This is a genomic window from Polaromonas sp., assembly GCF_012927485.1.
In the GTDB taxonomy this organism is placed as follows: domain Bacteria; phylum Pseudomonadota; class Gammaproteobacteria; order Burkholderiales; family Burkholderiaceae_C; genus Polaromonas.
Map to the genome: position 1 here is coordinate 67,710 of NZ_JABBPC010000032.1, position 16,841 is coordinate 84,550.

16 protein-coding genes are annotated in these 16,841 nt (G+C 59.1%); 9 read left to right on the forward strand and 7 right to left on the reverse strand.

Annotation, left to right across the window (positions count from 1 at the left end; translation table 11 throughout):
• Nucleotides 1-58 precede the first annotated feature (58 nt).
• Complete coding sequence (locus HHJ16_RS12495; protein WP_296901322.1) at nucleotides 59-607, reverse strand: gamma-glutamylcyclotransferase; 549 nt, start codon at nucleotides 605-607, stop codon at nucleotides 59-61.
• Between the two features lie 109 nt (nucleotides 608-716).
• Here HHJ16_RS12495 and HHJ16_RS12500 point away from each other — a divergent pair, with 109 nt between their 5' ends.
• The 3 genes from HHJ16_RS12500 to eda all read left to right on the forward strand — a co-directional run bounded on the left by HHJ16_RS12500 (nucleotide 717) and on the right by eda (nucleotide 3,903).
• Entirely contained in the window at nucleotides 717-1,280 is a 564-nt protein-coding gene (locus HHJ16_RS12500; RefSeq protein ID WP_296901022.1) for an OmpA family protein, read from the forward strand.
• Nucleotides 1,281-1,420: 140 nt separating this feature from the next.
• Nucleotides 1,421-3,238 (forward strand): phosphogluconate dehydratase, encoded by a 1,818-nt coding sequence (gene edd, locus HHJ16_RS12505; protein WP_296901024.1) that lies wholly within the window; start codon nucleotides 1,421-1,423, stop codon nucleotides 3,236-3,238.
• Nucleotides 3,229-3,903 carry a bifunctional 4-hydroxy-2-oxoglutarate aldolase/2-dehydro-3-deoxy-phosphogluconate aldolase gene (gene eda, locus HHJ16_RS12510; protein WP_296901025.1) on the forward strand — a complete coding sequence of 225 codons (675 nt, stop codon included), beginning with the start codon at nucleotides 3,229-3,231 and terminating at the stop codon, nucleotides 3,901-3,903. Before edd ends, eda begins: the two co-directional genes overlap by 10 nt.
• A 97-nt stretch (nucleotides 3,904-4,000) precedes the next feature.
• Here the strand turns inward: eda and maiA are convergent, their stop codons facing one another.
• Nucleotides 4,001-4,678: a maleylacetoacetate isomerase gene (gene maiA / locus HHJ16_RS12515; protein ID WP_296901027.1), complete on the reverse strand. Its 678-nt coding sequence runs from the start codon at nucleotides 4,676-4,678 to the stop codon at nucleotides 4,001-4,003.
• A gap of 166 nt (nucleotides 4,679-4,844) precedes the next feature.
• On the opposite strand from maiA, the gene HHJ16_RS12520 reads away from it, so the two are divergent.
• The gene (locus HHJ16_RS12520) at nucleotides 4,845-5,540 is read left to right on the forward strand and encodes an alpha/beta hydrolase (RefSeq protein ID WP_296901029.1); all 696 of its coding nucleotides are present in this window, start codon (nucleotides 4,845-4,847) and stop codon (nucleotides 5,538-5,540) included.
• A gap of 36 nt (nucleotides 5,541-5,576) precedes the next feature.
• Here the strand turns inward: HHJ16_RS12520 and gloA are convergent, their stop codons facing one another.
• Entirely contained in the window at nucleotides 5,577-5,987 is a 411-nt protein-coding gene (gene gloA / locus HHJ16_RS12525; protein ID WP_296901031.1) for a lactoylglutathione lyase, read from the reverse strand.
• 108 nt (nucleotides 5,988-6,095) lie between these two features.
• On the opposite strand from gloA, the gene HHJ16_RS12530 reads away from it, so the two are divergent.
• Nucleotides 6,096-6,842, forward strand: coding sequence for a transglutaminase-like domain-containing protein (locus HHJ16_RS12530; RefSeq protein WP_296901033.1), 747 nt, complete (start codon nucleotides 6,096-6,098; stop codon nucleotides 6,840-6,842).
• Nucleotides 6,843-6,850: 8 nt separating this feature from the next.
• Here the strand turns inward: HHJ16_RS12530 and HHJ16_RS12535 are convergent, their stop codons facing one another.
• The 3 genes from HHJ16_RS12535 to HHJ16_RS12545 all read right to left on the reverse strand — a co-directional run bounded on the left by HHJ16_RS12535 (nucleotide 6,851) and on the right by HHJ16_RS12545 (nucleotide 11,823).
• Nucleotides 6,851-7,555: a DNA-3-methyladenine glycosylase I gene (locus tag HHJ16_RS12535; RefSeq protein WP_296901035.1), complete on the reverse strand. Its 705-nt coding sequence runs from the start codon at nucleotides 7,553-7,555 to the stop codon at nucleotides 6,851-6,853.
• A gap of 83 nt (nucleotides 7,556-7,638) precedes the next feature.
• Nucleotides 7,639-10,110 (reverse strand): cellulase family glycosylhydrolase, encoded by a 2,472-nt coding sequence (locus tag HHJ16_RS12540; protein ID WP_296901037.1) that lies wholly within the window; start codon nucleotides 10,108-10,110, stop codon nucleotides 7,639-7,641.
• 744 nt (nucleotides 10,111-10,854) lie between these two features.
• The gene (locus HHJ16_RS12545; protein WP_296901039.1) at nucleotides 10,855-11,823 is read right to left on the reverse strand and encodes a LysR family transcriptional regulator; all 969 of its coding nucleotides are present in this window, start codon (nucleotides 11,821-11,823) and stop codon (nucleotides 10,855-10,857) included.
• Nucleotides 11,824-11,985: 162 nt separating this feature from the next.
• On the opposite strand from HHJ16_RS12545, the gene HHJ16_RS12550 reads away from it, so the two are divergent.
• The 4 genes from HHJ16_RS12550 (at nucleotide 11,986) to HHJ16_RS12565 (ending at nucleotide 15,630) form a co-directional block, all read left to right on the forward strand.
• The gene (locus tag HHJ16_RS12550; protein WP_296901323.1) at nucleotides 11,986-13,071 is read left to right on the forward strand and encodes a YeiH family protein; all 1,086 of its coding nucleotides are present in this window, start codon (nucleotides 11,986-11,988) and stop codon (nucleotides 13,069-13,071) included.
• 211 nt (nucleotides 13,072-13,282) lie between these two features.
• The gene (locus tag HHJ16_RS12555; RefSeq protein ID WP_296901041.1) at nucleotides 13,283-14,548 is read left to right on the forward strand and encodes a molybdopterin-dependent oxidoreductase; all 1,266 of its coding nucleotides are present in this window, start codon (nucleotides 13,283-13,285) and stop codon (nucleotides 14,546-14,548) included.
• A 10-nt stretch (nucleotides 14,549-14,558) separates the two neighbouring features.
• The gene (locus HHJ16_RS12560; RefSeq protein ID WP_296901044.1) at nucleotides 14,559-15,245 is read left to right on the forward strand and encodes a c-type cytochrome; all 687 of its coding nucleotides are present in this window, start codon (nucleotides 14,559-14,561) and stop codon (nucleotides 15,243-15,245) included.
• A gap of 16 nt (nucleotides 15,246-15,261) precedes the next feature.
• A complete protein-coding gene (locus HHJ16_RS12565) occupies nucleotides 15,262-15,630 on the forward strand; it encodes a DUF202 domain-containing protein (protein ID WP_296901046.1) in 369 nt (122 codons plus the stop codon).
• Nucleotides 15,631-15,940: 310 nt separating this feature from the next.
• On the opposite strand, the gene HHJ16_RS12570 is transcribed toward HHJ16_RS12565, so the two are convergent.
• Entirely contained in the window at nucleotides 15,941-16,840 is a 900-nt protein-coding gene (locus tag HHJ16_RS12570) for a Brp/Blh family beta-carotene 15,15'-dioxygenase (RefSeq protein ID WP_296901048.1), read from the reverse strand.
• Nucleotide 16,841 lies beyond the last annotated feature (1 nt).

The following is a 16,841-nucleotide window of genomic DNA, read 5'->3' on the forward strand; positions in this document are numbered from 1 at the left end:
GCCTGGTGCCCGCCTTTTTTTTCTCAAAGCGGTGCCTGACCGGGGGGAGCGCGGCGGGTCAGCGGCTGACCCGCGCCAACAGTTTTCCGAGGGCGCGGTCATGAATGCCCAGCGTGCGCAGTTTGTCATAAGTCAGTTGTGCGTAGTCGCGGGTGCTGCCATAACGCCCGCAGGAGTCCGAAAAAATCTGCCGGTACGCCTCTTCGCTCAATACGCCCGTATGGCTGGGGCTGCGCTTTGAAAGCGTGAACGCCAGCGCCCTGACCTGGCCTGTCGCCGTTTGGCAGCGGAGCCATTTTGGATCGTAAACCCCGTTGGGCATTTCACGCTCCCACAAGACTGGCAGCGCGTCGATTGCATGGGCCTTCGGCAAGCGAAACGCTACCCCTTTGCAACTGCCTCCGGGCAGCAGGCCGAAGACCAACCCCGGTAACGTGGGTGTGCCACGATTGACGCGGCTCCACATTTTCAACGCGCGGTGGTAGCCGTGAATGGTGGCGAAACGCTCTTCTGCAAATTCAAATTCGGGTCGCCAGATCAGCGAGGCGTATGCAAATATCCACAAATCGGTTTGCCCGCCCCATTCGCGCAGCACGGCTTCCAGCATGGACGCTGGATCGCGGCGGGAAACGAGTGCGGGTGACGGCGCTGGGTTGGCTGGATTTTCCACCATCGCACTTTACAATGCGCAGAGTTTTTGTGACGGGAGTCGGGTAATGTTTTCTCAGTACGATGACGGCCAGCAGGGCTTGGTATTGGCAGTGGTCGGCGGGGTGGTGGCCCTGGTCATTGCTCTGGTTTCTGGTGTGATCGGTTTTCAGCGCCATCAGCCCGTTATTTCCGTAATAGCCGCCCCTTTGGCTTTCGCTGCGGCTCCGATGTCCCAGCCGCTCATCCCATCGCCGGCAACGGTCGCCTTGAGCGCCGCTGACGTGGCGCAGGCTGCTTCGGATCTGGCCAGCGTCAAGGTCGAACAGGGCGTTGTGAAGTTTTACTTCGCCTCGGGTAAGGCTGATCTTGCAGCGGGCGCGGGCGAAGCGTTGGTCGATGTGGTCAAGGGCGCCAAGTCGGGCCGCAAGCTGTTGATCTCCGGTTTTCACGACACGACGGGTAATGCTGGCCGAAATGCCGCGTTGGCCCGCCAGCGTGCCTTGACGGTGCGTGATGCCCTGAGGGCTGCCGGCGTTGCAGCGGGGCAGATTGAACTCCAAAAGCCCGTGCCGCTGGCCGATAGCGGTAGCGATGCCGAAGCGCGGCGGGTAGAAATCAGTATTCAATAAGCCTGCGGGCCACGATCCTTGCCCTGATTTTTTGATCGCCTGTTGGGTACCCTGGCAGTCACCGTAACGGCGTCGACCGGGCCTGTAACCCATTACGATAGGGTGAGTAACGAGGTTACGAACTTATAAAGGGGCACAGCATGGCGCTTCATTCCGCAGTTTCAGAGATCACCGCCCGAATCATCGAGCGCAGCCGCCCAACGCGCAGCGCCTACCTTGAACAGTTGCATGCGGCGAGCACCCGCGCGCCCAGTGCCGACCGCATGGGATGCGCGAATCTGGCGCATGCCGTGGCGGGCATGCCGCTGGATGACCGCTTTAAGGTCGTCGCCCAGCACGCGCCCAATATCGGGATCGTCACGGCCTACAACGACATGCTGTCGGCGCACACGCCGTTGCAAAGCTACCCCGCCCTGATCAAGGACGAAGCGCGCAAGTTAGGCGCCACCGCACAAGTGGCTGGCGGCGTGCCTGCCATGTGCGACGGCGTCACGCAGGGCACCAGCGGTATGGAGCTGAGCCTGTTCAGCCGCGATGTGATTGCCATGGCGACCGCCGTCGCGTTGTCGCATGACATGTTCGACGCTGCGCTGATGCTGGGTGTGTGCGACAAGATCGTGCCGGGCCTCTTGATCGGGGCGCTGCAGTTTGGGCATTTGCCGACAGTGTTTGTGCCCGCCGGCCCCATGCCCTCGGGGCTTCCCAACAAAGAAAAGGCCCATGTACGCGAACAGGCTGCCCAAGGGTTGGTCGGGCGGGAGGGTTTGCTGGACGCCGAACTCAAGTCGTATCACAGCCCTGGAACCTGCACCTTTTACGGCACCGCCAATAGCAATCAGATGCTGCTAGAGGCCATGGGCCTGCATGTACCCGGCACTGCTTTTGTAGCGCCCGGCGGCGCGCTGCGCGACGAGCTTACCCGTGAAGCGGCGCGCACAGTCCTGAGCATCATCAAATCCAAACGGTTTGCACCCATAGGGCAAGTGGTTGATGAACGCGCCATCGTCAATGCCATGGTGGCCTTGCTGGCCACCGGCGGCTCAACCAACCACTTGATCCACTGGGTCGCGGTGGCTCATTCAGCGGGCATTGTGATTGACTGGAATGATTTTTCAGCCTTGTCCGATGTTGTGCCTTTGCTGACGCATGTGTATCCCAACGGAAGCGCCGACGTGAATCAGTTCCAGGCGGCTGGCGGCACCGGGCTGGTGATTCGTGAATTGCTGGATGGCGGGTTTATGCACGAAGACGTGCTGACGGTGCGCGAAGGCGGCATTCGCGAATACACCCGCGAGCCGGCGTTGGCGGGTGCCTCCCTGGCGTGGCATGACGCTGGGCACTCCAAGGATGAAACAATTGTGCGACCAGTGGCCAACCCATTTAGTCCTACCGGCGGGCTCAAGCTGCTGCAAGGCAACCTGGGCCGCAGCGTGATCAAGGTGTCGGCTGTGCCTGATGACCGGCATGTGATCGAAGCACCGGCCCGCGTTTTCGATTCGCAAGAGGCTTTGCACGCCGCCTTCAATGTGGGTGAGCTGGAACGCGATGTGGTCTGCGTGGTGCGCTGGCAAGGCCCCCAGGCCAATGGCATGCCAGAGCTCCACAAGCTCACGCCACCCTTGGCGGTCCTGCAAGGCAAGGGGTTCAGGGTGGCCCTCGTCACTGACGGCCGGATGAGCGGCGCATCGGGCAAAGTGCCCGCGGCCATTCACGTGTCGCCTGAGGCGGCGGCAGGTGGCCCCCTCGCCAAGGTACGTGATGGCGATGTGATTCGCGTTGACGCACTTTGCGGCGAGTTGCAGGTGTTGGTGGCCGAGGCAGAATGGGCCGCGCGGCAGGTGGCGGTCATGCCTGCGGACTTACGCCAGCGCAACGGCATCGGCATGGGCCGGGGATTGTTCACGGGTATGCGGCGTCACGCGATGACGGCTGAACAAGGAGCGTTAACGTGGATGTGAATTTGAATGTGAGCTGCAGGTTGACGGCCTTGCAGGTGATGCGGGACGCCCCCGTCATTCCGGTGATTGTGCTGAGCGACGTCAATCAAGCCGTGTCGTTGGCACGCGCGCTCGTGGCCGGGGGCATTCGCATGCTCGAAATTACCCTGCGCACGCCCCAGGCCCTGGCCTGTATGGAAGCGATAGCGCGTGACGTTCCCGAAGCCGTCGTCGGTGCGGGCACGGTGCGTAGTGCCGCTGACGCCCAAGCGTGTGCCATGGCCGGTGCCCGATTTGCGGTGAGCCCCGGCTACACCCACGCGGTGGGGCAGGCGTGTCGGGATGCCGGGCTACCCCTTCTGCCCGGCGTTGCGACGGGCAGCGAAATCATGATGGCGCAAGAAGCTGGCCTGACTGAACTGAAATTTTTTCCCGCCCTTCAAGCCGGCGGAAGCGCCATGCTCAAGGCCTGGAACGGTCCGTTTGGCGATGTGAGGTTTTGCCCGACAGGCGGGGTGTCGGTAGCCAACGCGGCCGAGTTTCTAGCGCTTCCCAATGTGGTGTGCGTGGGGGGTTCGTGGCTTACCCCTGCCGATGCGTTGGCGCGCGGCAATTGGGCGCAGGTCACGGCGCTGGCTTATCAGGCGTCCCATCTGCCGCGGCACTTCGCCTTAACTTCCTCCTAAAAAGTTAGACGACTAATGGTAGTAGCCATCCGGCCAAGTCCGAGCGAGTGCGATAGGTTATAAAAATAGTCGCAAGCAGTCGGTTTAACAACCGGAATCAGATCTTGGGCGCGCCCGCTTGTCGGCTCGGTGCTGCTTTCGCGAAGGCATCCAGCGCCTCGCACGCTACCAGGACGCGGTCAATCGTCGGAATGTTGGGAACCTTGATCTTGAAAATCGGGATCATCACCATGATGCTTGCCAAGCAAATATCGGCCATGGTGACGGACTCGCCGTGGCAGAAAGTACCGGTTGCCTGCTCGCTGGCGAGCCGCTGTTCGACCGCCTGCAGGCCCGTGGTGAACCAGTGGATTTGCCAGGCGCGCCAAGCCGCATCATCAAATTTTCCTTCGCTAGTCAGGTATTTTTTGACGCGAGGCGTAATCAACGGGTGGGTATCCGCGGCGAGCATCGCAGCCAGCGACCGAACCCGTGCGCGGGCATGAGGATCGGTAGGCAAAAGCGCGGGGGACGGATAGATCTCATCCAGAAATTCGAGAATCGCAAGAGACTGTGTCAGGGGCGCGCTTGACGGGCCTTCTTCGTGATCGATCAGCGCCGGAATGGCGCCCATCGGGTTAATTTTTAAGAACGCTTCGCTTCGCTGTTCTCCTCCGTCCATGTCGACGTTGCGCTCATGGGGCTGAACTCCCTTGAGGTTAAAAGCGACTCGCACGCGGTAGGTAGCGGATGTCCGCCAAAAAGAAAAAAGCTCAAAACGCGATGCAGTGGTCATGCCTGTCCTTAAATTTATGTGGCGGGTGAAAAGCGCCGTTTTGTGCAGAGCCAAATAATTCCACACAGAATAATCCACAATCAATCTTCATGCTTAATCCGGAGGAACTGATGGCGAACCCGGGCACATCTGCTGCCATTCGCTTCTCAACGCAAAGGAATGTTCAATGACTTCAACGCCTACACCGGTTGTTTTTATCCCTGCCTTGCTGTGCGACGAGGCGATGTACCAAGGCGTCATTGCTGAACTCGGCGATGCGATAGAGGCGCACGTGATGTTGTCGCCGAAACCCCGGCTCGAAGATAGCGTTGACGACATCCTTGCGCGCGCTCCCGCAACATTCGCGCTAGTTGGCACGTCTTATGGGGGTAATTTGGCGTTGGAAGTGGCCTTGGCTGCGCCGGAGCGCGTGACGGCGCTGTGGCTGATGGGGTGTAGTCCGGCTGCACCACAACCGGGTGGTCCTGATCTGGCTGGCAGCCTTGAAGCCACCCCTGCCGCAGTCTTTGACATGCTCGCCGGTCTGGTCGTACACCCCGAAGCGGTGGCCGCGGCGGTGACCTTCAAGGCGATGGCGCAGCGCGTTGGAGCCAGGGCTGGAGCCGCGCAAGCGCGTTCGTTGGAAGCGCGCCAAGAGGCGACCTCACGGCTGGGCGATTTGACCATGCCAGGCTTGGTGTTGTGGGGCGAGGAAGACGCGCTGGTGCCGCTGGCAGTGGGTCGTGCGCTGGCTGACAGCCTGCCACGCGCCCGTTTTCATGTGCTAAAAAATTGCGGTCATCTGCCTACACTGGAGAAGCCAAAGGAATCCGCTGCACGCTTCGCTGAACTCCTGCAGGAAGTGGTCACCCGGGGGCGTTGAGCCGCAGTTGAACGTACTGCGGCCCATTGAACGCAATTAGCGCAGACCCGCTCCGGCAGCATTTTCGGCACGTTGGATCAACTCAATCTTGTAGCCGTCTGGGTCGGTTATAAAAGCGATGACAGTGTTGCCGCCTTTGACCGGGCCTGCTTTGCGGGTGACGTTCCCGCCCGACGATTTGATCTTGTCGCAAGCCGCATAAATGTCGGGCACGCCCAATGCGATATGACCGTAGGCGGTCCCCATGTCGTAACTTTCGGTGCCGTGGTTGTAGGTCAACTCGATTTCTGCATGGTCTGGATTACTGCCATAGCCCACAAATGCCAAGCTATATTTGTACTCCGGATTTTCCGACGTGCGTAGCAGCTTCATGCCCAACACCTGGGTGTAGAAGTCGATAGAGCGTTGAAGATTGCCGACGCGCAGCATGGTGTGTAGAAGTCGCATGGGTGAGAGTCCGTGGTGAAGGAGGAAGAGATGTACGATTGTCCAGCAATCTGCGAAACTAGCCAGCGGTCAGACATCCAATGTACCTAAGAATAGACTTGGAGAACTATGCTTGCCTTGCTTAATGAAGACGCTCCTCATAAATGGCGGGGCTCCAGCCGGCTACTGGATCTGGAAGATCCCAAGTTGAGAATCTGTGCCCTGCGGCTGACTCAGTTGGCCGAGACTGATATTCAAAAAGCGGTGCTAATTCACAATTTCATTAAGTCCTTGCCTTTTGGCTGTGTCGCTGCTTTCGATCACATGTCTGCCGGTGCCGTTTTGAAGAGCGGGCGCGGCGACTGCCACACCAAGGGCACGCTTTTCGTCGCCCTTCTTCGTTCCTCGGGTGTGTCTGCACGCTTGCGCTTTGTCACGATGTCCACTGCGTTTTTGCACGGCATCATTGACACTAACCCCAGCGCCATCACGCATGCGGTCGGGGAAGTGTATTTGCAGGGTCGCTGGGTGCAGACCGACGCCTACGTGACCGATTCGCTGTTGGATGCGCAGGCAGCCGCTTTGCTCAGACTTCAGGGCCGGAGCGCCGGCTACGGTATTCACGCGAATGGCAGGCGGTCGTGGGATGGCTGCCAGGATTCCCATGCGCAGTACGCCGCGTCTGACCTTGCAAGTCTGCCCGTGCATGACTGGGGCGTTGCGCATGACCCTGAGGACTTTTATTCGAAAATGACGGATCCGTCACTTCGCCTGGGCTGGCTCACGCGGGCCAAATGGATATTGGCGGCCCCCCTGGTAAATCGGCGTGTACAGCAGGTGCGCGCCCGCCGATCGGCAGCGGTTCAAACGGAATAATGCGGCCGTCATGCGCTTGCCAGGCCTGGACGCGGCACCGTGAACGCTGCACGCGCATCCAGCGCGGCTTGGCGGCTGACACAGCCGTCCAGATGATCGTTCACCAGCCCCATGGCCTGCATGAAGGCATAGAGGGTAGTCGGACCTACAAAGGTCCAGCCCCGCTTCTTAAGGTTTTTGGAAAGGGCCACTGCGGCAGGCGAAATAGGCATCGCCTTCACGACCGCGTGCGACATGCATCCTGGCCTGTCGGCCAGACCGGGTTCAAACTGCCAGACAAACGCGCCCAGGCTCCCAAATTCGCGGCGCAATTCGATCACGCGCTGGGCGTTGTTAATGGTTGAGGCAATCTTCCCGGCGTGGCGCACGATACCGACATCGCCGAGCAAACGCTTGACATCGCGAAGGTCAAACTGCGCGAGTTGATCAGCGTCGAAATTGATGAAGGCACTCCGAAACGCTTCGCGTTTGTTCAGAATAGTCAGCCAGCTCAGGCCCGCCTGAAAACCCTCCAGACAGATTTTCTCAAAGAGCCTTCGCTCGTCCGCTACAGGAAACCCCCATTCGGTGTCATGGTAATTGCGGTAGACCGATGTGGCCCGACACCAGCCGCAGCGACGGACCTGGATGTCGTCCACGAAAAGACCGTCTGCCACCAGTGTTGCGGCTGTTGGTGACGTGGCTGCGGCGATTACGGTAGTTTCATAAGTCACGCAGAATTTTAAGGAGATTCTGCGGTTCTCAACTGAAAGATACCGGTCTTTTTCTTATTAGTCAGTTCGTTGCGCTATTCCCTTTATGCCAAGGTGACGCCGGCTGTGGTTGCCAAGTATTTCTCCAGCACCGCCAGTTCGCCAGCAGAAGGGGCGCCTTTACCCGAAATCACCGCGTAAATATTTCCCATGAAGCCGTCGCGCGGGTAGTAGCTCAGGAACCCCCAACCGATCAGCATTTGGGCATAAGCGCTGGGCGCGAAAGTCGCCGCACTGCTACCGACCACGGCAGAGTTGACGCGCAATTTCTGCGCGCCCTGTGCCGACGTAAAGGCCACGACTGAGGGGGTATTGGCATTCAGCTTGACAGCACTGGTCAGCTGTACCGTTTGGCCATTTGCATCGACCCACCGGGCTTGAGGCTGGCTGTTGGTGAAACCGAGTTCAGAGGTGTACAGCTGCTCTGCCTGAGAGGCTTGGAACACCACGCCCGTGTTGTTCGCGGAAGGAACGCTCACGGCAGCGATGGCGAAGTGCGCGTCTTCAAGGTTGTAGGGCACCCGGTTGGTCGGATCGGGCTCGGTGCCAGCCGTCGGGGTGGACTTCTTGCACCAGAATCCGAACGTGTTATCAACCGTATGGTCCGAATTCTTTTTACCATTCGTCACGCGCATGACCGGCAGCGCCATCGTGCCCATGGCAGCACTGTCCTTGTTGGTCCAGTTGACCATCTCCATGGCGTTGCCCGGGCTCGAGCCATAGCCCGAATCGCTGATCGCACGGACCTCTTGACCATCTGCCGCCGGTGCGCCCTGCATGAAGTCGGTGTAGCCGTCGGCCAGCTCCCATTTGCAGGCACTGTATTTGGCGATGATCGCCAGCGCGGCGTCAGGTACGCTAGTGGCGGCATAGGCCACCGGATCGCTGAGCGAGAAGATTTTGCGCGCAGGCGGGACCTGGCCTGCCAGTTGACCGTCGCCGACGTAGCTCAGTGTGGCGACGCGGTTGGACGCAGACGTGTAGGTATAGGTGTCCTTCCCATTGGGACCGGCCGGAATGGTAAGCGATGACTTGCTCAGCGTACCGCCGTTGTTCGATGCGACCGTTAGGGTGACCGGTGCAGCCAAGTTACCGCGGGCATACACCGTGATCGTGACGGGCGTGCCGGCAGGTGCATAACCTGGACCGTCATCGAATATAGAAACCTGGGCCATCCCTGCAGACGCCTGCAGCGCCCCGGAGACGAGCGGCGGCAGTGTTTTGTTCTGGTGCCAACCCGGTGCCTGGTTGATGGCGTAGTTGCGGATAGGCCAGTGGCTGCCCCCCATCCAGCTATAGACTTCGCAGCCCGCGCCGCACGCATACGTGACGGCCCGTGTGAACATCTCTTGCCAGCGCGGGTCATCGATCGGCATCCCCACCTCGGTCAACGCCAGTTTGACGCCTTTGGCTTTGGCCCAGTCGGTGGCAAGCTTGATACGGTCCAGTCCCGTGGACGGCTGAATAGCACCCGTGCCGAAACCGGCACTGAAGTTCTTGGCCACCTCGGTGTCATAGTCAAAGGCAGCGCCGTTGCTGAACGCGTCCAGGTACATATGGACTTCATAGATGAGGTTGGCGCCCGCCAGCGGGAAGCCCGGGTTTTGCGTCGCAATGGACATTGCGGCGCTCCATTCGTTGCCCGCGACGTAGATCGGGGTTGTTGCGTCCACTGCGCGAATGGCATTGATCGCCCCTTGGGCAAAGGTTGGCCAGATCGTCAAGTCCTCCCCTCCGTTCGAGGCAACGAGCCCACCGGGTTGCGGCAGGTCATGGGGCTCATTCATCAGGCCATAGCCGCCCAGGCCAGGGTGACTCTGCCATTTCGTTGCCACACGGGTCCAAAAATCCCTGAAGTTGGACTGCTTGAGCGTCGCGCCCGCAGCCAATGCAAAAATCCGAACTTGAACCTGCGTGTTGTCGGTGGTGTACGGCCGGCGCAATGGGTCTGCGGGTGCTGTCAGGCCAATAACCGAACCATCGGCCTGAAAAGTGAAGTCCTGATAGCGGCAGTAGTTGTGGCAGTCAATGATGCACTTGGTCCCGGCGGCGGCGTGGGCGTCGAGCACTCCGGTGATGTAGGACTCATAGCCCGCGTGGAATACGCCCGGGTTGCCGATCATCGATTTGGCCGCTGCATTGGCGAGCGTATCGTGCAGCATGGGCTGCAGCATTTCCCACTGTATCGGCAAACGATTCTTGTTATAGCCACCCGCTGCAAGGTAGGCAACGTCGGCTTTGCGTGGCACGGTGAAATCAAGGTTGGGCATGGTGCTCGTGCCAAATCGCAGGCCGGGCGCGGCCCACTCCATCCCTGACAGGTTGGTGCCCATTGCAGCCAAACCATCCGCGCGGGTTGGTGTAGATGCCAAAGTAGATGGACCTGCCAACCCGGGGGCTGCGCCAGCTGCAACTGGTGTTGCTGAACCACCGCCGCCGCCACCGCCGCCGCAGCCGGGTACCAGGACCAGAGCGGCTAATGCTGATGCAGCTTTGGAAAAATCTCGTCTTTGCATATTTAATGTATTTGAATGTAATTAAAGCTGCCATCGCAGTGAGGATGAAATGAACCCGTTAGCGGCTCAAGCCATCTTCCGAATTTCAGCTTTGGAGTTGAAAGGTCGCTGTGGCGCATGAAAAAACTCAATCTGAAGCCACGGGGTCTACTGTGAAGTCCATGGGTGGCGCCGTTGTCGTACGTGCGCTGGCGCACATAAGCTGTAGGAATGGGCTTACATGGTGTAGAGAATTTTGACTTTAAGAAAGCAACTATTTTTACGAAAAATAGTTAGAAAAAAGATTGATATTTATTGCGATTATTTTTGTAAAAAAGAAGCTAATTTTCCTCTCTATCGATCTAATAAAGACAGAAAAAAATGGACGCTAAAAAGCGGTTTTTTAGGAAGCAAAAATGATAAATTTGAAAGGTGTGAACGTGTAGGTAAATCACCTACAAATCAAGATGGCCTGAAAAAAGTAGCGAGGACCGATTGAATGGCGTCAAAGAGTCACTGCGCTGCAATGCAACCGTTCGGAAGGCAGCGACCTAAACTGGCCGGCAATGGCGGGAAACGTGATTCCAAAGGTTACGACCACACTTAATGTGTTAGCCAAAGTTGGCGGGTGGTAACAATGGCTTACTTTTTTCTAGGTAGTCTGACGCGGTCCCATGAATGACCTACAAACCACGTCAGCATGGCTGCATCGGCGCAAACGACGCGCGGTGCCTGATGCCAATGGCACCTGGCTGTAAATAAGCCCTACAGCGAAGGCTTACCGGTCTCGCTATTTGCAGAGGGACTTACGAATGACGTGGCTTGAGCGATAAAGCGAAGCAATGCCGGCGTTGCTTGCTTGTCATGGTGAACCACCAAATAACACTGGCGTGTCAGCTTGGGTAGGGTGGTCGGGATGCGGCGCAGGCGTTTGCTCTTGACCAGGTCACTCACCACCCATTGCGAAAGACAGGCTGCGCCCAGACCTTCCGCTGCTGCATGCTTGATTGCTTCGGAACTTCCAATCTCGATGCTGCGCCGATAAGAGCGAAGGTGCGGCAGCAACAACTGGTCCGTTGCCTCCCGGGTGCCAGAACCCGGTTCGCGCAGCAGCCATACGAGGTCGCGTAGCGCCTTTACCGACACCCGTTCGACCGCAGCGGGTCCTTGCGTGAGTCCGGCTAGCATGCTGTCCGGCGACGAAACAATGATCAATTCGTCCTGCAACCAAGGGGTAACGGCCAGAGACGCTTGGTGAGAAGGCCCCTCGATCAGGCCAATATCCAGCTCGAATGCTGCGACCGCATCACAGATGACGCGGGTGTTGCCGATTTTTACGCTAGAGCGCCAGGCAGTGGTTCGGTCTTGATATCGCTCTCCGAAAAACACGCCGAGGAGCGTCGGTAGGACATAGTTGGCAATGGTGGTACTTGCGCCAATGCGAAGCGACTGGGCCTGCTCCATCCCGTCGCGCGTCATCCGCTCAATACCCGCAGCGCCGTCGAGCAACGCAAGCGCCCGTGGGAGCAAGGCGCGGCCGTTGTCGTTGAGAAGCAAGCGCTTACCGGCGCGGTCGAACAGGCGCATTGACAGCAGGCGTTCAAGTTCATTGACCGCAGAACTTGTGGCTGATTGGCACAACGACACTTCGGCGCTCGCTGCCGTGGTGCTTCCCATGCGGGCCACCGCTACGAAAATTTGCAATTGGCGCAGGGTGAGACGCAGTATGTCCATGGCTTAAGTTCCGTTTCTATACCAATTAAATAGCTATATCTTACTTAAATAAGCTGTTTTACAGGTTATTCAAGAATCTCTACATTCAAAGCCAACTGCATTGATAAAGAGAGAACAGCCATGACCACGACCGTATCCGCTTCGTCAATAAACCCTGCCGCTATGTCCGTAGAGCCAGCCTCGAACGCATTTGTACGGCTGTTGCCTGGTCTGGCGATCAGCGCTGCCCTGGCGGCAGCCGGGATGACACTCGGCCGCATTGGCTGGCTGCAAGCGCATGGCTTCAGCGCACTGACTCTGGCCATCGTGCTCGGCATACTGGTCGGAAATACGCTGTACCCGCGCTTTGCTGCGACTTGTGGCGGGGGCGTGAGCTTCTCCAAACAAAGCCTGCTGCGCCTGGGTGTGGTGCTGTATGGTCTGCGGCTGACGGTGCAGGACATTGGCCATGTCGGGTTTGCCGGAGTAGCCACTGACGCCCTGGTGCTGAGCTCTACCTTCGCGCTGGCTTGCTACATCGGTATCAAGTGGCTGGGATTGGACCGCAATACCGCTATGTTGATTGGTGCCGGCAGCTCGATTTGCGGGGCTGCTGCCGTGATGGCCTCCGAGCCCGTGGTGCGGGCTCGCGCCGAACAGGTCACTGTTGCCGTGGCGACCGTGGTGGTGTTTGGCACATTTGCTATCTTTTTGTACCCTGCGCTGTTCGAGTTAAATCAGCATTGGGCGCTCATTCCCGGCGGCGCCGAAGGATTTGGTATCTATGCCGGGTCCACTATTCACGAGGTGGCGCAGGTCGTGGCAGCCGCACGATCGGTCGGTCCCCATGCAGCAGATACCGCAGTCATCGCCAAGATGGTTCGCGTGATGATGCTGGCGCCGTTCCTCATCATGCTGTCTGCCTGGTTGGCGCGTCACGACGCGAAGCGAGCCGGCGGCGGGCAGGCTGGCGACGGTTATGCAGCGCTACCCAAAGCCAAGCTCGCAGTGCCTTGGTTTGCTTTTGCCTTTGTGGCTGTAGTGCTCTTCAATTCGCTGCGCCTGCTGCCCGCCAGCGCAGTGGCCCTGACCAACGAGATCGACACCGTGTTGCTTGCCATGGCGATGGCGGCCCTGGGTCTTACGACACATATTTCGTCCATCCGCAAAGCCGGCATCAAGCCGTTGCTGCTGGCGCTGATTCTGTTTGTTTGGCTGGTGGTTGGCGGTGCGCTGATCAACCGGTGGGTGTTCGGATGGTTGAGCTAGACACTCAAAATATTTTCTGGATGGAATAAACCGAATGCACCGGACGTCTGTGGCGATAACGCGCCCGCGTCGCAGATCAGCTCTTTTTTGTAATGTTTGGCATGATATGAGCGTTTCCGTGCCGTGGATTTAATTGTTTTGGATCAGCTGGTGCGTTATTCCAGTGATGTCCTGAGTCAGTTCGAAGCGTTAAACCTAGGAGAACTTGCCCGTGAACTCTGATCTCAATTTTCTCAACCCATCGGAACGGTTCGTGTCTTCCCGGCGCCGCTTCGTGGGGGGCGCCGGTCTGCTCGCGCTGGCCGCGTCGCCACTGGCCGCCCTGGCAGCGCGTGGACTGGATACCGGCGAGGGCGTTACGTTTGCCAACGGTCCGCGTCCGCTATTGAAGTATCCAGGCAAGCGTCCATTGATTAGTGTGACGACGCGACCGCCGCACCTGGAAACCCCGTTCGAAGTGTTCAATGAGGGGCCAATCACCGCCAACGACGCCTTCTTCGTACGCTATCACCTGGCCAACATTCCAACCTCCGTTGATCCCGCTACTTACCGGCTTGCCGTGAAGGGCCTGGTGAGCACGCCTTTGTCTTTGTCGCTCGACGACCTCAAGGGCCTGGCGGAGCCGGTTGAGATCGTTGCTGTGAATCAGTGCTCCGGCAATAGCCGCGGCTACTCGTCCCCGCGAGTGTTTGGCGCCCAGCTCGCCAACGGTGCGATGGGCAATGCGCGTTGGGTCGGCGTACCGCTCAAGAAAGTGCTGGAAAAAGCCGGAATTGCCGCCGGCGCCAAGCAGGTGACTTTCAACGGCTTGGACACCCCCGTACTGCCCAGCACGCCCGACTTCCGCAAAGCTCTGGACGTCGAGCACGCCCTCCACTCCGACGTGATGCTGGCTTGGAGCATGAATGGCGAGGCGCTTCCGTTCCTGAACGGCTATCCGATCAAGCTGATCGTTCCGGGCTACTTTGGCACTTACTGGGTCAAGCACCTGTCGGAGATCGAAGTGATCGACCACACCTTCGACGGACATGATGCGTTTTTTATGACGACCGCCTATCGCATGCCTGATAACGACTGCCAGTGCGTGGCGCCCGGCACCACCGCCGCTAAAACACGGCCCATCTCGACCTTGCCGGTGCGTAGCTTCATCACGAGCGTGGTGGCAGGCGGGGTGCTTCCGGTCGGGCGAAGGCTCGACCTCAAAGGCATTGCCTTTGACAGCGGGGCGGGCTTGAAGACGGTTGAGGTATCGATCGACGGCGGGCAGAGTTGGCGAACCGCGAACCTTGGCGCGGATCTGGGACGCTACTCATTTCGAGAATGGCGGCTTCCTATAAGTTTCGCCAAAAGAGGGCGCACGCTATTAATGGTGCGTGCCAGCAACCAGCAGGGCGAGGTACAGCCTGCTACAGCGGACTGGAACCCGGGCGGCTATCGTCGCCACGTGATCGAGTCCACCGCCGTCACGGTCGTCTGAGGAGTACTGTATGAATTCCATTTCGCGTTTCGTATCAGGCCTCGCACTCGCCGGTGGAGCCCTATTTTTGGCCACTCAGGCCACGTCAGCGCCCAATACCATCCAGCTTCCCGCCGAAACCGCCAAGCTACGCCCTTCGCAACTACCGGGCTACGCGATGGCGATGGAAAAGTGCGCCATCTGTCATTCGGCCGACTACGTCAATTACCAGCCACCGGGCATGACCCAGCCCCAGTGGACGGCTGAGATGGTAAAGATGCAGCATGCCTACGGCGCACCCCTCAGCGACAGCGAGGTGAAGCAGATCGGGGCCTACCTGGCGGTAGCCTACGGCACGGCCAAGGCCACCGACGACAGCGTGATTGCTGTGTCGGCTCCTCCCGCGCCGGGCGCTGTTTTGCCAACAGACCCGGCCGTGCCATCAACCCCGGCCGGGGTAGGCCCCGCCATCGATGTACAGGCCTTACTCAACGCTAACGCCTGCCTCAGTTGCCATGCTATCTCCCAGAAGATCGTTGGACCGGCTTATCACGATGTAGCGGTCAAATACAAGGGGGACGCCCAAGCGCTCGTCAAACTCGAAGCCAGCATCCGGCAGGGGGGCGTCGGCAAGTGGGGCCAAGTCCCGATGCCGCCGTTTGCCGGGTTGAGCGACGCGCAGGTCAAGGCCTTGGCCGAGTTCGTGTTCAAACAGTAAGCTGAAGCAAAGCAGCATGGCCTATCTTTCAGATCCACGCGTTTTGTTTGCAGCGGAACGGACCCTCCTGGCGTGGCAACGCTCAGCCATTGCGCTGATGGGATTCGGCTTCGTGGTGGAGCGCTTTGGGCTCTTCCTGCAAGTGGTTGCTCGAACGCCCCCCAGTTCGCTGCATCGCGGGTTCACGCTCTGGATCGGCATCACCTTGTTGCTGCTGGGCGCGGCGGCAAACGTGATCGCAATTGTGCAGTTCCGCCGGATCACCAAAGGATTGAGTACGGAAGAAATTCCGCCAGGGTACTGGACGGATGCCGGCGTCTGGATGGGTATTGCGTTGACGGCCATAGCGCTGACGCTGGTCACTTACTTCGCGCTCTCGCCATGAGGGTGTGCGGCGCCCGACTTTGAAAGGGGAGAAAAAATCGGGCAGGACGGCTCGTCTATCGTTTCGAGGCATCTTCATGAAAATAGAGCGAACCAGGTTTTTCTCGCGGTCTTAACTTTGAAGTGCAATACAGCTGCAATGACCCCGGTAAGGCGTGACTATGAAGCTCCAATCTCATTACAGCCAGCTTGACCCCCAGGATTGGCAGACCGTTGCCACAGGGCATGAACAAGGATTGAGCTTCCGGACAATGACCCGGAGGCCAAGTGATGTGTTTGCACGATCCGTTATTCAAACTCTCTTTACCGCATCACACTGAATGCTTCCAGCCTGTGAAACGCACCCGTTCCACCAGTAGCATGTGCGGGACTGTCAGCGCTGCCAGTGCCACAAACACAAACTGTAGCAAGCGCTCGTCGGGTGGAGAATCGGGGAGCAGAGCCCAGCCTGCGCCGGCCATTGCGAGAACTGCCAACATAGGCGTGACGGCCACCAAAAAGAGCCGTTGCGGCGTGACGCTGGCGTACTTTTGCGTGCGCAATATGTGTCGCGCGCTGTGCATGCCGCAGAAAAAGACAGCAAACCCCAGCAGCGGCGTCGCCATCAGGGCCAACAGGCCAACTGCCGCCATCTCTAGCGCAGCCAGGCGATCGCGCCGCGCGTCGCGCAGCACCAGCAGCGCGAGGGCTAGCACCGAAGGCCAGGCAATCAGCTGAAGTCCGGCAGTAACGTGGAGCGCCGCAGGGCTCCCCACCAGCATGGAGAAAAGCCTGAAAAGTTCAGTCGCATGCAGCGCGGCGGGCAGGGCTATCACGGCGATGCCGTAAAGCAGGCGCGCCGCGAACCCGGCACCGGGCGCTGGGTCACCCGAAAAATGAAGCACTGACAACAGCAGGAAACCGATCAAAAATAGCGTCGGCATAAGCCACCACAGCGCCACTGCCAGGGCCGCCAGTAGCAGATACAAAACCACAAACCCGATCCAGCGCGCACGCCCTTGGATGCGTTGCAACGACTGCGCGAAAATTGGATCAAGCGCACCGTGCGGGACGCCCAGCAACACCACCAGCAAGGCTACAAGCACTAGCTCGTGCCGAGGATTCATCGGGGCCAGCAGTACTGAAAAGCCTACCGTTATCACGGCAACCGCACAAAATACGATCCCCTGAAGGCGCACGGCGTTCATTCGCGGGTAGGAATGGTTTGCCATG

What these genes read in the sequence shown, in the direction of transcription:
- edd (WP_296901024.1), top strand. Translation starts at nt 1,421, where the DNA reads ATGGCGCTTCATTCCGCAGTTTCAGAGATCACCGCCCGAATCATCGAG.
- HHJ16_RS12500 (WP_296901022.1), top strand. Translation starts at nt 717, where the DNA reads ATGTTTTCTCAGTACGATGACGGCCAGCAGGGCTTGGTATTGGCAGTG.
- HHJ16_RS12545 (WP_296901039.1), bottom strand. Translation starts at nt 11,823, where the DNA reads ATGGACATACTGCGTCTCACCCTGCGCCAATTGCAAATTTTCGTAGCG.
- HHJ16_RS12565 (WP_296901046.1), top strand. Translation starts at nt 15,262, where the DNA reads ATGGCCTATCTTTCAGATCCACGCGTTTTGTTTGCAGCGGAACGGACC.
- HHJ16_RS12550 (WP_296901323.1), top strand. Translation starts at nt 11,986, where the DNA reads ATGTCCGTAGAGCCAGCCTCGAACGCATTTGTACGGCTGTTGCCTGGT.
- HHJ16_RS12540 (WP_296901037.1), bottom strand. Translation starts at nt 10,110, where the DNA reads ATGCAAAGACGAGATTTTTCCAAAGCTGCATCAGCATTAGCCGCTCTG.
- HHJ16_RS12495 (WP_296901322.1), bottom strand. Translation starts at nt 607, where the DNA reads ATGCTGGAAGCCGTGCTGCGCGAATGGGGCGGGCAAACCGATTTGTGG.
- HHJ16_RS12560 (WP_296901044.1), top strand. Translation starts at nt 14,559, where the DNA reads ATGAATTCCATTTCGCGTTTCGTATCAGGCCTCGCACTCGCCGGTGGA.
- HHJ16_RS12520 (WP_296901029.1), top strand. Translation starts at nt 4,845, where the DNA reads ATGACTTCAACGCCTACACCGGTTGTTTTTATCCCTGCCTTGCTGTGC.
- maiA (WP_296901027.1), bottom strand. Translation starts at nt 4,678, where the DNA reads ATGACCACTGCATCGCGTTTTGAGCTTTTTTCTTTTTGGCGGACATCC.
- gloA (WP_296901031.1), bottom strand. Translation starts at nt 5,987, where the DNA reads ATGCGACTTCTACACACCATGCTGCGCGTCGGCAATCTTCAACGCTCT.
- HHJ16_RS12570 (WP_296901048.1), bottom strand. Translation starts at nt 16,840, where the DNA reads ATGGCAAACCATTCCTACCCGCGAATGAACGCCGTGCGCCTTCAGGGG.
- HHJ16_RS12530 (WP_296901033.1), top strand. Translation starts at nt 6,096, where the DNA reads ATGCTTGCCTTGCTTAATGAAGACGCTCCTCATAAATGGCGGGGCTCC.